This window comes from Burkholderia sp. Bp9031 (genome assembly GCF_003857965.1).
Classification (GTDB): Bacteria; Pseudomonadota; Gammaproteobacteria; order Burkholderiales; family Burkholderiaceae; genus Burkholderia; species Burkholderia ambifaria_A.
The window spans coordinates 71,426-84,864 of the sequence record NZ_QTPW01000023.1; the positions used below are offsets into that span (position 1 = coordinate 71,426).

Annotated in this window: 13 protein-coding genes; 2 read left to right on the forward strand and 11 right to left on the reverse strand. The window is 64.8% G+C overall.

From position 1 onward, the window contains the following. Window positions 1-8 precede the first annotated feature (8 nt). From iscA to DIE15_RS25640, 8 genes are all read right to left on the reverse strand, one after another. Window positions 9-332: an iron-sulfur cluster assembly protein IscA gene (gene iscA, locus DIE15_RS25605; protein ID WP_014896627.1), complete on the reverse strand. Its 324-nt coding sequence runs from the start codon at window positions 330-332 to the stop codon at window positions 9-11. Window positions 333-492: 160 nt separating this feature from the next. Next, window positions 493-900, reverse strand: coding sequence for a Fe-S cluster assembly scaffold IscU (iscU, locus tag DIE15_RS25610; RefSeq protein WP_009691729.1), 408 nt, complete (start codon window positions 898-900; stop codon window positions 493-495). A gap of 68 nt (window positions 901-968) precedes the next feature. After that, window positions 969-2,192 carry an IscS subfamily cysteine desulfurase gene (locus DIE15_RS25615; RefSeq protein WP_057925229.1) on the reverse strand — a complete coding sequence of 408 codons (1,224 nt, stop codon included), beginning with the start codon at window positions 2,190-2,192 and terminating at the stop codon, window positions 969-971. A gap of 63 nt (window positions 2,193-2,255) precedes the next feature. Continuing rightward, the gene (gene iscR / locus DIE15_RS25620; protein WP_006401955.1) at window positions 2,256-2,795 is read right to left on the reverse strand and encodes a Fe-S cluster assembly transcriptional regulator IscR; all 540 of its coding nucleotides are present in this window, start codon (window positions 2,793-2,795) and stop codon (window positions 2,256-2,258) included. Between the two features lie 117 nt (window positions 2,796-2,912). Continuing rightward, a complete protein-coding gene (locus DIE15_RS25625) occupies window positions 2,913-3,395 on the reverse strand; it encodes a low molecular weight protein-tyrosine-phosphatase (RefSeq protein WP_057925230.1) in 483 nt (160 codons plus the stop codon). Between the two features lie 101 nt (window positions 3,396-3,496). Further along, a complete protein-coding gene (locus DIE15_RS25630) occupies window positions 3,497-3,724 on the reverse strand; it encodes a hypothetical protein (RefSeq protein ID WP_057925231.1) in 228 nt (75 codons plus the stop codon). 127 nt (window positions 3,725-3,851) lie between these two features. Next, window positions 3,852-5,264, reverse strand: coding sequence for a lactate utilization protein B (locus tag DIE15_RS25635; RefSeq protein ID WP_124834666.1), 1,413 nt, complete (start codon window positions 5,262-5,264; stop codon window positions 3,852-3,854). Between the two features lie 34 nt (window positions 5,265-5,298). Next, complete coding sequence (locus tag DIE15_RS25640; RefSeq protein ID WP_057925233.1) at window positions 5,299-6,021, reverse strand: (Fe-S)-binding protein; 723 nt, start codon at window positions 6,019-6,021, stop codon at window positions 5,299-5,301. A 181-nt stretch (window positions 6,022-6,202) separates the two neighbouring features. On the opposite strand from DIE15_RS25640, the gene DIE15_RS25645 reads away from it, so the two are divergent. Then, window positions 6,203-7,012, forward strand: coding sequence for an IclR family transcriptional regulator (locus DIE15_RS25645; RefSeq protein WP_057925430.1), 810 nt, complete (start codon window positions 6,203-6,205; stop codon window positions 7,010-7,012). Between the two features lie 101 nt (window positions 7,013-7,113). On the opposite strand, the gene pbpG is transcribed toward DIE15_RS25645, so the two are convergent. Next, window positions 7,114-8,271 carry a D-alanyl-D-alanine endopeptidase gene (gene pbpG / locus DIE15_RS25650; RefSeq protein ID WP_057929183.1) on the reverse strand — a complete coding sequence of 386 codons (1,158 nt, stop codon included), beginning with the start codon at window positions 8,269-8,271 and terminating at the stop codon, window positions 7,114-7,116. Window positions 8,272-8,926: 655 nt separating this feature from the next. Between pbpG and DIE15_RS25655 the strand changes: the two genes are divergently transcribed. After that, complete coding sequence (locus tag DIE15_RS25655; RefSeq protein ID WP_057929182.1) at window positions 8,927-9,493, forward strand: phasin family protein; 567 nt, start codon at window positions 8,927-8,929, stop codon at window positions 9,491-9,493. Window positions 9,494-9,694: 201 nt separating this feature from the next. Here DIE15_RS25655 and lpdA read toward each other — a convergent pair whose 3' ends face one another. Both lpdA and aceF read right to left on the reverse strand, forming a co-directional pair. Continuing rightward, complete coding sequence (lpdA, locus tag DIE15_RS25660; RefSeq protein ID WP_057929181.1) at window positions 9,695-11,455, reverse strand: dihydrolipoyl dehydrogenase; 1,761 nt, start codon at window positions 11,453-11,455, stop codon at window positions 9,695-9,697. 270 nt (window positions 11,456-11,725) lie between these two features. Continuing rightward, window positions 11,726-13,378 (reverse strand): dihydrolipoyllysine-residue acetyltransferase, encoded by a 1,653-nt coding sequence (aceF, locus tag DIE15_RS25670; RefSeq protein WP_057929180.1) that lies wholly within the window; start codon window positions 13,376-13,378, stop codon window positions 11,726-11,728. Window positions 13,379-13,439 lie beyond the last annotated feature (61 nt).

Below are 13,439 nucleotides of genomic sequence, written 5' to 3' on the forward strand. Positions count from 1 at the left end.
AGACCGCGTCATACGCGGAACGATTCGCCGCAACCGCACTCGTCCTTCACGTTCGGGTTGTTGAACTTGAACCCTTCGTTCAGGCCTTCGCGCGCGAAGTCGAGCTCGGTGCCGTCGATGTACGCGAGGCTCTTCGGGTCGACGATGACCTTCACGCCATGGCTCTCGAACACCTGATCCTCGGGAGCCAGCTCGTCGACATACTCGAGCTTGTACGCGAGCCCCGAGCACCCGGTCGTGCGAACGCCAAGCCGCAGGCCCACACCCTTGCCGCGACGGACGAGGTATTTCTGGACGTGCTGTGCTGCTTTTTCGGTCAGTGTAATTGCCATGATGTCCTTGCCGCGACGCGCCACAAAGGCCCGCCGCGTTCCGTCTAAGCGCCCCCAAACCTGTCGCTGCGCGCCAGGCCCCCCCCCCCGAGAAGGGGTCAAGAAAACCTGGGGCGGCCCGGCGTTTTCTTGCGAAGCCGCTCGATGCCGCTCAGGCCGCTCAGGCCGCTGCCTGATCGCCTTCCTTGGTGTCGTGGCGCTTCTTGTAGTCGGCCACGGCTGCCTTGATCGCGTCTTCCGCGAGAATCGAGCAGTGAATCTTCACCGGTGGCAGCGCGAGCTCTTCGGCGATCTGCGTGTTCTTGATCGACAGCGCCTCGTCGAGCGTCTTGCCCTTCACCCATTCGGTCACGAGCGAGCTCGACGCGATGGCCGAACCGCAGCCGTACGTCTTGAACTTCGCGTCTTCGATCACGCCGTCCGCGCCGACGCGGATCTGCAGCTTCATCACGTCGCCGCAGGCCGGCGCGCCGACCATGCCCGTACCGACCGCGTCGTCGTCCTTCGCGAACGAACCGACGTTACGCGGGTTTTCGTAGTGATCCAGAACCTTGTTGCTGTATGACATGACTCAGACTCCTTGACTCGTTACGTCTGCGTGCGTAAATCCGCCCGCGAATGTATTCAATGCGGTGTTCAGTGTGCGGCCCATTCGATCGTCGACAGATCGATGCCTTCCTGGTGCATTTCCCAGAGCGGCGACAGTTCGCGCAGCTTCGCGATCTTGCTGTTCAGCAGGTTGATCACGAAGTCGACGTCCTGCTCCGTCGTGAAGCGGCCGACCGTGAAGCGGATCGAGCTGTGCGCGAGTTCGTCGTTGCGGCCGAGTGCACGCAGCACATACGACGGCTCCAGCGACGCCGACGTGCACGCGGAACCCGACGACACCGCGACGTCCTTGATCGCCATGATCAGCGACTCGCCTTCGACGAAGTTGAAGCTGATGTTCAGGTTGTGCGGGACACGGTGTTCCATGTCGCCGTTCACATACGTTTCCTCGATCTGCGACAGGCCGCGCAGCAGCTTGTCGCGCAGCATGCGGATGCGCTCGTTCTCGGTCGCCATTTCTTCACGCGCGATGCGGAACGCTTCGCCCATGCCGACGATCTGGTGCGTCGCCAGCGTGCCTGAACGCATCCCGCGCTCGTGGCCGCCGCCGTGCATCTGCGCTTCGATGCGCACGCGCGGCTTGCGGCGCACGTACAGCGCGCCGATGCCCTTCGGACCGTAGGTCTTGTGCGCCGAGAACGACATCAGGTCGACCTTCAGCTTCGCGAGGTCGATCTCGACCTTGCCGGTCGACTGTGCGGCGTCGACGTGGAACACGATGCCCTTCTCGCGGCAGATCTCGCCGATCGTCTCGATGTCCTGGATCACGCCGATCTCGTTGTTCACGTGCATCACCGACACGAGGATCGTGTCCGGGCGCAGCGCGGCCTTGAACACGTCGAGGTCGATCAGGCCGTCTTCCTTCACGTCGAGATAGGTGACTTCGAAACCGTCACGCTCGAGCTCGCGGCAGGTGTCGAGCACGGCCTTGTGCTCGGTCTTCACCGTGATGATGTGCTTGCCCTTGCCCTTGTAGAAGTTCGCGGCACCCTTGATCGCGAGGTTGTCCGATTCCGTCGCGCCGGACGTCCAGATGATCTCGCGCGGATCCGCGTTCACGAGCGCGGCCACCTGTTCGCGCGCTTCCTCGACCGCGCGCTCCGCATCCCAGCCGTACGCGTGGCTGCGCGATGCCGGATTGCCGAACTGCTCGCGCAGGTACGGCACCATCTTGTCGACCACGCGCGGGTCGACCGGCGTCGTCGCGCTGTAATCCATGTAGATGGGCAGGTGGAGAGTCTCTTGGGTCATCTGTCGCTCCGGGTATTCTGTGCAGGGACTATGTGCGTTATGGGGTGTGCGGCGCGTTCGCGCTCACGAACTCGCGATGTTGAACACCGAATTGGGACCGAGCGGCATCGTGCGCACCGGTTCGGCCGGCGCCGCGACGGGCTCCGGCGCGCGCCGGTCGCGCAGCACCGCGGGGGCGCCCTCGCGTGCGCGCTGCTGATCGACGAGATCCTGCAGCGACACCGAATCGAGGTATTCGACCATTTTCTGGTTCAGGGTCGACCACAGCTCGTGCGTCATGCAATGGCCGTCGGGCTGCTTCGAGCCGTCGCACGTGCCTTTGCCGCCGCATTGCGTGGCGTCGAGCGGTTCATCGACCGCGATGATGATGTCGGCAACGGTGACGTCCTGCGCGCGGCGCGCGAGGTTGTAGCCGCCGCCCGGGCCGCGCACGGATTCGACGATTTCATGCCTGCGCAGCTTGCCGAACAGCTGTTCGAGATACGAGAGCGAAATCCGCTGGCGCTGGCTGATGCCTGCAAGCGTCACCGGGCCCTGCTCCTGGCGCAGTGCCAAGTCAATCATCGCCGTGACGGCGAAACGGCCTTTGGTGGTGAGTCTCATAGTGTCTAGGGGACTGCAATCTTGACGATTTTGGTCAAGTATAAATATTTGACGATTTTAGTCAAGTATCCATGTCCGTGACAGGGTATTCGCAGCACGCTGAATACCTTGCCGCGATCAGCGCTCGGAACCGCTCCGGAGGGTGTCCAGCAGGCCCGCGCAGGCGCGCTCGACCTGATCGAGCACCTGTTCGAAGCCCTGCGCACCGCCGAAATAAGGATCGGCCACTTCGGTCTCGGCCGCGCCCGGCGCGAATTCCATCAGCAGGCGCACCTTGTCGCGATGCTCGGGCGGACAGCACCGACGCAACTCCGCGAGATTGGCTTCGTCCATCGCCAGCAGCAGGTCGAACCGCTCGAAATCCGCCGCGCTCACCTGCCTCGCCCGCAGCGTCGACAGGTCGTAGCCGCGGGTGCGAGCCGCTGCCTGCGCACGCGTGTCGGGCGGTTCGCCGACGTGCCAATCGCCGGTGCCTGCGGAATCGATCGCGATCCGGTCGGCCAGCCCGGCTGCGTCCACCTGGTGGCGCATCACGCCTTCTGCCGTGGGCGAACGGCAGATATTGCCGAGACAGACGAAACAGATCGCAACGCGGGTCATTGCACTATCGGAAAGCCGCGGCGAACCGCGAGGGAGAAGAACACGTCATTATACAAAGGCGCCGAAAATCGCGCCGCCGTGCAAAGCGACGGCGGCGTGCCTTACAGCGCCTTGGGTACGGCGAGCACGACGTCGCCGGACGCGGCCGGCAGCGGCTTCGTCGCGTCGTCGACCAGCCCGAACGACACCGCGCGCGCCAGTTCGGCCGATGCCTGATGCACGGCAAGCGGACCACGCGAAGGCGCGTCGGCCATCGCGTGCAGATAGGCGAGCGCGGCGAGCGGGACGACGATTGCCAGCGGCCAGTACATCGATATTGTCTTTTTCATGATGCGGCTCCTTGACCTCATTCCCCGAAACCCAATTTCGGGGACTACAGGCAAGATTCTATAGACCGCATCTATCGAGATAAATGCATAAATAGCGAACGCACTGTTGCCGCCCAATGAACAGTCGTCAGCCGAGGTGGCTTTGCGATGCGGCGTACAGTTCGCGGAACGTGCGGCCGGTCGGCGTCGGCATGTCGCGCGTGTCCATCCAGCCGCCCATCATCGGCAGGCGCCGCAGCGTGCCGCCGCTGCCGCCGAGCCGCTCGAGGACCCGCACCGCGAGCTTGGTCGTCAGTGCGTAAAGCATCGGCCGGCGCGCGAAAAAGCCCCACGCGGCAAGCGCTGCGCGCTCGCGCCACGGCCGCAGGTGCCGTTCGACCTGTTTCTCGCGCAGCGTGCGCAGCAGGTGCGACAGCGGGATCCCGGCCGGGCACACGCTGTCGCATTCGCCGCACAGCGTCGCGGCCTGGGGCAGGTCGAGCGCACGGTCCACCCCGACGTAGCTCGGCGTCAGCACCGACCCCATCGGGCCCGGATAGACCCATCCGTATGCGTGCCCGCCGACCTTCTGGTACACCGGGCAATGGTTCATGCACGCGCCGCAGCGGATGCAGCGCAGCATCTCCTGGAATTCGCCGCCGATCAGCCCCGTGCGGCCGCCGTCGACGAGCACCACGTAGTTGTGCCCCGGGCCGTCCTCGTCACCGGGACCGCGCGGCCCGGTGAGCAGCGAGAAATAGTTCGACGTCTTCTGCCCGGTCGCCGAGCGCGGCAGCAGGCGCATCGCCGTCGCGAGATCCTCGAGCGTCGGCAGCACCTTCTCGATGCCCGTCACCGCGACATGCACGCGCGGCATCACCGTGCACATCCCTTCGTTGCCCTCGTTCGTGACGATCGCGACCGACCCCGTCTCGGCAATCACGAAATTGCCGCCCGTCACGCCCATGTCGGCCGACAGGAAATGCGGGCGCAGGACCTCGCGCGCCTCGCGCGTCATGTCGGGAATCTCGGTCAGCCGCTCGCGGTGGTGCGTACGCGCGAACAGGTCGGCGATCTCGTCCTTGTCCTTGTGCACGACGGGCGCAATGATGTGGCTCGGCGGCTCGTTGTCGTTGATCTGCAGGATGTATTCGCCGAGGTCCGTCTCGATCGACTGCACGCCCATCTCGGCGAGCACCGCGTTCAGACGCATTTCCTCGGACACCATCGACTTCGTCTTGATGACCTTCTTCACGTCGTGGCGGCGCGCGATGTCGGCGACGAGCCGTGCGGCGTCGGCGGTCGTTTCCGCGAACAGCACCGTCGTGCCGCGCCGTGTCGCCTCGCGCTCGAAGGCCTCGAGCCACACGTCGAGGTTCTCCAGCGCACGGTTGCGGCGCGCCTTCAGCGCGGCGCGCGTCGCCGGGAAGTCGATCGCGGTCATCGCGTCGGCACGCGCAGACACGAACTTCGTCGACAGCTTCTTCAGGTTCTGCTGCAGGCGCTGGTCGGCCAGCTTCTGGCCGGCACGCGCCTTGAAATGCATCGATTGGACTTGCATCGCAGTATCGGGAAAAAGTGAGCGGAACCGGGCGTCAGACGTCGCCCGCCAGCACCTGCGCGACGTGCAGCACGCGCGTGTCGCGGTCGCCCGTGCGGCGCAACCGCCCTTCGATGTTCAGCATGCAGCCGAGATCGCCGAGCACGACGGCGCCCGCGCCGGACGCACGCACGTTCGCGCATTTCTCGTCCGCGATGGCAGCCGATATGTCGCCGTACTTGACCGCGAACGTGCCGCCGAAGCCGCAGCAGTGCTCGCAGTCCTTCATCTCGGTGACGGCCACGCCGCGCTGCGCGAGCAGCGCGCGCGGCTGCGCCTTCACGCCGAGCTCGCGCAGGCCCGAGCACGAGTCATGGTAGGTGACCGGGCCCGCGAATTCGCCGGGCGCGAGCGTCACCTTCGCGACGTTCGCGAGGAAATCGGTCAGTTCATAGACTTTCTGCTGGAACCGCGCATAGCGCCCCATCAGTTCCGGGTCGTCGCGAAACAGGTCGCCGTAGTGCGCGCGGATCATGCCGCCGCACGAGCCCGACGGCGCGACGACGTAATCGAACTGATCGAACTCGCGCAGCGTCTTTTCCGCGAGGTCGCGCGCGAGCGCGCGGTCGCCCGAGTTGTAGGCCGGCTGGCCGCAGCAGGTTTGCGCGGGCGGCACGAACACCTCGTAGCCGGCATCGCGAATCAGTTTCAGCGCGGAAAAACCGATTTCCGGACGCATCAGGTCGACCAGGCAGGTCACGAACAAACCGACTCGCATACGCGCTCCTTCGAGAAAACGGCTCTCATTATCCGCCGTTTGGCCGGCAAGACCAACGCCGACGCGTGTGCAAGTGCGCATGGCCGGAAGCGAGGATTTCCTCGAACGGCGTTCGCTTTTTTCACGATACGAGATACAATCGACGCAACACCGCTTGACGCGTCAACCGATTCTCCCCGACATGAGCCAACCCACCCCGGATTCCAAAACGTCGATCCAGGTGATCGAACGCATGATGCGGCTGCTGGACGCGCTTGCCGCGCACAGCGACCCCGTCAGCCTGAAGGAGCTTGCGCAGCGCACCGACCTGCATCCGTCGACCGCGCACCGTATCCTCAACGACATGGTGACCTGCCGCCTGGTCGACCGCTCCGATCCCGGCACTTACCGGCTCGGCATGCGGCTGCTCGAGCTCGGCAACCTCGTCAAGGCGCGCCTGTCGGTACGTGACGCGGCGCTGATGCCGATGCGCGAACTGCACCGCCTGACCGGCCAGACCGTGAACCTGTCGGTGCGCCAAGGCGATGAAATCGTCTATATCGAGCGCGCGTATTCGGAGCGCTCGGGGATGCAGGTCGTCCGCGCGATCGGCGGCCGCGCGCCGCTGCACCTGACCTCGGTCGGCAAGCTGTTTCTCGCGGTCGACGAAACATCGCGCGTGCGCGCCTATGCGACGCGCACCGGGCTGTCCGGCCATACGCAGAACAGCATTACCGACATCGCGAAGCTCGAGCGCGAGCTGACGCTCGTGCGCCAGCAATCGTGCGCGCGCGACAACGAGGAACTGGAACTCGGCGTGCGCTGTATCGCGGCCGGCATCTACGACGACTCGGGCAAGCTCGTCGCGGGCCTGTCGCTGTCGGCGCCGGCCGACCGCCTGCAGGACGCGTGGCTCGGCCAGCTGAGCCGCACCGCGCTGACCATCTCGGAATCGCTCGGCTACCGCCCCGCGCCCGCGAAGGATACGGAAGGGCTGCAACGGCACGCATAAGCCGTGCTACCCGCCACATTGCGGCCGAACGAAAAAAGCCCCGCGATCGCGGGGCTTTTTCTTTGCGGCAACCGGTGCGGCGGCGAACCGTCGCGGCGCGATCAGGTGCCGCCGTTCGCCGTGTTGGCCGCCGTCAGGCGCTCGCCGCCACCGGCGTCAAGCCAGTTGCGCAGGCGCGCCGCGTCGGCGAAGCGCGAATACTTGCCGAACGAATCCAGCAGCACCATCACCATCGGCCGGCCATGGATCGTCGCCTGCATCACGAGACATTCGCCAGCCTCGTTGATGAAGCCAGTCTTCTGCAGGCCGATGTCCCACGAGCCGTTGCCGCGGATCAGCGCGTTCGTGCTGTTGTAGACCAGGTTGCGCTTGCCCGTATTGACGTCGTACGTACGGTCGGTCGAGAACTGGCGAATCATCGGGTACTGGTACGCCGCGTTGACCATCTTCACGAGGTCGCGCGCGCTCGATACGTTCGAGCTCGACAGCCCCGTCGAATTCTCGAAATGGGTGTCGTTCATGCCCAGCGACTTCGCCTTCGCGTTCATCGCGGCGATAAAGGCCGGACGGCCGCCCGGGTAGTAACGCGACAGCGCGGCAGCCGCGCGGTTTTCCGATGCCATCAGCGCGATGTGCAGCATGTCTTCGCGCGACAGGACCGAGCCGACCGACAGGCGCGAGCCCGTGCCCTTCTCGTAGTCGCGATCTTCGTCGGTAACCTCGATCTGGTCGATCATCGGCGATTTCGAGTCGAGCACGACCATCGCCGTCATCAGCTTCGAGATCGACGCGATCGGCACGACGGCATGCGAATTCTTGTCGAACAGCGGCTCGCCGGTGTTCTGGTCGACAACGTACGCGACGCTCGAGCGCAGCGCGAGCGCGTCCGGCGTATCGTGCAGGCCGAATGCCTGGCCGACCGTCGGGCGACGCGGCTGGAACGCGACCTTGCGCACCGCGCCGCGGTGGCCGTGCACGTTCGACGCGAGCGTCGCGCGCTTGCGCGATGCCTTCGCGCGCGGCGCATCGGCCGACGCGACGTTGGCGGATTTTGCGGATGCAGCCTTCACCGTCTTCTTCTTCGTGGACGAAGCGGAAGTGGCATTCTTGGCGGCCTGGTGGGTCTTCGCAGTGGCGGCAAAGGCGTCAGCGGGCGCGACGGACGCAGCGGTCGCCAGCAAGGCGACGGCGACCGACACAGCCGTGCCGAGCGTCATGCTCTGCAACAATCTGCGCGGTGAAAACGATTCGGCTTTCATTGGGGTCTGGACAAAGCGGGCGGGAGTTTCCGCAAGTGTAGTTAAAGCTGAAAAAAAGAGCAATATTAGGCACTTACCGATCGTCGTTAAACCGGAATGTAAGGGTTGGACGACCATAAGCCGATCAACCCTCCCGCCTCCATAGAAAAAATTCATGGAGCGCGCTGCCCGACAGTACCCGTCTCCCGATTACCACTCGGTTAATTGAGATAACGTCACTTCGGCGACGAATTAAAGCGGGGAAAGTACGTATCCGGCGCTCGGTGTGCCTGCAGCACCGGTTTCGGCCGCAGCGGCGGCACGTCGCCACGGCAAGCGCATTGAAACGGCGCGCTTTTCGACAAGAACAGAAGCATAACGTTCCATACCCCTGTCAGGTTTACCTGTGCATGACCATGGTGCGCCGCGCCTGCCCCGGCCGGGTGCGCACCATGTGGGATCGCGCGCCTGAAACCGATTCCGAACGACCATGATAACTCATTGTTTTATCGATAATTTGTCGTGATTGTGCAACGCACAAAAAATGCTTGACAAGACTTTTCTCTGCCCTAAAATACGACTCATTGCTGCGTTGCACAAAGCACGCGGATCCGAGGTTCCCCAGCGCAGTGCCCTTTACCCTGCGATCGACGCGATCGCTTTTCAGGAGTTTGACATGTCCTTGCTGACCCCCGAGCAAATCGCCGCCGCCCAGAAAGCCAACCTCGAAAGCCTGTTCGGTCTGACGACCAAGGCATTCGAAGGCGTCGAAAAGCTGATCGAACTCAACCTGCAAGTCGTGAAGTCGACGCTGACGGAAGGCCAGGAAAACGCGCAGCGCCTGCTGTCGGTGAAGGACGCCCAGGAACTGTTCGCGCTGCAAGCGAGCCTGTCGCAGCCGGTCGCGGAAAAGGTGCTGTCGTACAGCCGTCACCTGTACGAAATCGCATCGTCGACGCAAGCCGAGTTCGCGAAGGTTGCCGAAGCGCAATTCGAAGAGCAGAACAAGAAGGTCCAGGCCCTCGTCGACAACGTCGCGAAGAACGCCCCGGCCGGTTCGGAAACGGCAGTCGCCGCACTGAAGTCGGCACTGAACGCTGCGAACACCACGTACGAAACGGTCCAGAAGGCTGCGAAGCAAGCCGTCGAGATCGCCGAAACGAACTTCAACGCGGCTGCCGCTGTCGCGACGAAGGCTGCGAGCGCTGCTGCATCGCGCCGTTCGAGCAAGCCGGCCGCGTAAGCGTCCCCTGCTCCTGAAAAAGCCGCGCACTGCGCGGCTTTTTCGTTTCCGGCGCCACAATACGCGCGCATGCCGTCACCGGCAGTCGGCACTCAGGCGCCACGTGCCGTCGACCGTGAGCAAAAAGAAAACGCCGCCGTCCGGATCTCCCGGGCGGCGGCGTTTTTCGTGGCCGGCGCTTGGCCGGCCATGCCGATCGCGCTACTTCTTGCGTTGCGGCGGCAGGTCCGTACAGACGCCTTCGTACAGTTCGGCGGCCATGCCGACCGATTCGCCGAGCGTCGGGTGCGGGTGAATCGTCTTGCCGATGTCTTCCGCGTCCGCGCCCATCTCGACGGCGAGGCACACTTCGCTGATCAGGTCGCCCGCGTTCAGGCCGACGATACCGCCGCCGATCACGCGATGGGTTTCCTCGTCGAAGATCAGCTTCGTGAAGCCTTCGTCGCGACCGTTCGCGATCGCGCGACCCGATGCCGCCCATGGGAACACAGCCTTGCCGTACTTGATGCCTTCGGCCTTGCACTGGTCTTCCGTCTTGCCGGCCCACGCCACTTCCGGATCGGTGTACGCCACCGACGGGATCTGCAGCGCGTCGAAGTACGCCTTCTCGCCATGTGCGGCTTCCGCTGCGACGTGGCCTTCATGCACGGCCTTGTGCGCGAGCATCGGCTGGCCGACGACGTCGCCGATCGCGAAGATGTGCGGCACGTTCGTACGCATCTGCTTGTCGACGTCGATGAAGCCGCGGTCGGTGACGGCAACGCCTGCCTTGTCGGCGCCGATCTTCTTGCCGTTCGGGCTGCGGCCCACCGCCACCAGCACGAGGTCGTAACGCTGCGCTTCCGCCGGCGCCTTCTCGCCCTCGAACTTTACGTAGATGCCGTCTTCCTTCGCTTCCGCGCCGACTGTCTTGGTCTTCAGCATCACGTTGCCGAAGCGCTTCGCGTTGTACTTTTCCCAGACCTTCACGAGATCGCGGTCCGCGCCCATCATCAGGCCGTCCATCATTTCGACGACGTCGATCTCGGTGCCGAGCGTCGAATACACCGTCGCCATTTCGAGACCGATGATGCCGCCGCCGATCACGAGCATGCGCTTGGGCAGCTGGCGCAGTTCGAGCGCGCCCGTCGAATCGACGACGCGCGGGTCTTCCGGCATGAACGGCAGCTTCACCGCCTGCGAGCCGGCTGCGATGATCGCCTGCTTGAACTTGACGACCTTCTTGCCGTTTTCGCCCTGCACTTCCATGTGATACGGATCGACGAACGCGCCGACACCCGTGACCACTTCGACCTTGCGCGCCTTCGCCATGCCGGCGAGGCCCGTCGTCAGCTTCTTGACGACGCCGCCCTTGAAGTCGCGCAGCTTGTCGAGGTCGACTTCCGGCTTGCCGAACGAGATGCCGTGCGCCGCGAGCGCTTCCGCTTCCTCGACGACGAGCGCCGTGTGCAGCAACGCCTTCGACGGGATGCAGCCGACGTTCAGGCACACGCCGCCGAGCGTCGAGTAGCGTTCGACCAGTACCGTCTTCATGCCGAGGTCGGCTGCGCGGAACGCAGCCGAGTAGCCGCCGGGGCCGGCGCCGAGCACGAGCATGTCGCACTCGATGTCGGCGGAGCCGCTGTAGCTGCCGGCTTGCGGTGCCGGAGCGGCTGCGGCCGGTGCCGGCGCAGCTGCTGCGGGCTTGGCCGCTTCGGGGGCTTTCGCGGGTGCGGCGGCGGCCGCCGATGCTTCGACGAGGGCGATGACTGTGCCTTGCGAGACTTTCTCGCCGGCCTTCACCTTGACTTCCTTGACCGTGCCGGCGACGTCGCTGGGCACTTCCATGGAGGCTTTGTCCGATTCGAGCGTGATGAGCGTTTGCTCTTTTTCGATCACGTCACCCGGCTTCACGTTGACTTCGATGACATCGACGCCGCTGAAATCGCCGATATCCGGAACCTTGACTTCGATGAGACTCATATACGTCCCCTTCTTGTTTAGCTGCTGACAGAGGGAGAGGGCTCAACCGCTGAACGACGGCCTGACAAGAGAACGCGACGCTGGGCAGGACCACCTTTGCCGCCCGCCCAAGGACGCGCCTTTCTTTTGGTTACTTTTCTTTGGAAGACAAAGAAAAGTGACCGCCGCCCCGCGCAGGGGCGACGCTAGCAGACCGTTAGCAAAACAGGTTCAACGACGGGGCATGGCGAACCGACAAAAAACCACGCCCCCGCGAGAGCCCTCAGCTCATCAAAGAATGATGCGACGGAAATCGGCAAGCAACGCGCCGAGATACGCATTGAACCGCGCGGCTTCCGCGCCATCGATCACGCGATGGTCATACGACAGCGACAGCGGCAACGTCAGGCGCGGCACGAACTGCTTGCCGTCCCACACCGGCTTCATCTGGCCGCGCGACAACCCGAGGATTGCCACTTCCGGCGCGTTGATGATCGGCGTGAAGTTGGTGCCGCCGATCCCGCCGAGCGACGAGATCGAGAAGCAGCCGCCCTGCATCTGGTCCGGCTTCAGCTTGCCGTCGCGCGCGGCCTTCGACAGCTCGGCCATTTCCTTCGCGATGTCGACGAGACCCTTCTTGTCCGCATCGCGGATCACCGGCACGACGAGGCCGTTCGGCGTATCGGCGGCAAAACCGACGTGGTAGTACTGCTTGAACACCAGGTTGTCGCCGTCGAGGCTTGCGTTGAAGGTCGGGAACTTCTTCAGCGCGGCAACGACCGCCTTGATCACGAATGCGAGCATCGTGAACTTCACGCCCGCCTTCTCGTGCTCCTTGTTCAACTGCACGCGCAGCGCTTCGAGCTCGGTGATGTCCGCTTCGTCGTTGTTCGTGACGTGCGGGATCATCACCCAGTTGCGATGCAGGTTCGCGCCCGAGATCTTCTTGATGCGCGACAGCGGCTTCGCCTCGAACGGGCCGAACTTCGAGAAGTCGACCTTCGGCCACGGCAGCAGGTTCAGCTCGCCGCCGCCTGCCGGCGCGGCTGCCGCAGCCGGCGCTGCGCGCTGGCCCGTCATCACACCCTTCACGAAACCGGTGATGTCTTCCTTCGTAATGCGGCCCTTCGGACCGGTGCCCTGCACGCGTGCGACTTCGACGCCGAGTTCGCGCGCGAACTTGCGCACCGACGGCGACGCGTGGCTCGCGCGGTATTCGCCCGACGGCGCGGCGGCCGGTGCCGGTGCAGCGGCAGCAGCCGGTGCGGGCGCAGCCTTCGCGGGTGCCGATGCGGCGGCCGGCGCCGGCGCGGCAGCGGCCGGAGCCGGTGCGCTCGCCTGCGGTGCCGCAGCCGGCGAACCTGCGGCGTCGAGCAGCACGATCAGCGTGCCTTCCGACACCGAATCGCCCACCTTCACCTTGATTTCCTTCACGACGCCGGCGGCCGGGCTCGGCACGTCCATCGTCGCCTTGTCCGACTCGAGCGTGACGAGCGACTGCTCCTTCTCGACCGTGTCGCCGACCTTCACGCCGATCTCGATCACCGGCACGTCCTTGTAGTCGCCGATGTCGGGCACCTTCACTTCGAGCGTGCCGCCCGATGCTGCCGGTGCGGCCGCCGGTGCAGCAGCAGCCGGTGCCGGCGCTGCCGCCGGGGCCGGCGCGGCGGCGGGCGCGGCCGCGCCGTTTGCCTGCGCTGCGGCGCCGCCTTCGAGCAGGATGATCAGCGAGCCTTCCGACACCGAATCGCCCACCTTGACCTTGATCTCCTTCACGACGCCCGCTACCGGGCTCGGCACGTCCATCGTCGCCTTGTCCGACTCGAGCGTGACGAGCGACTGCTCGGGCTCGACCGTATCGCCGACCTTCACGCCGATCTCGATCACCGGCACGTCCTTGTAATCGCCGATATCCGGCACCTTCACTTCGATCGCTTGACTCATCTTTTTGTGTCTCCATGGCCGCGCGCGCCCCTCCCGGAAGCGGCGCGCGGCATCACACGGC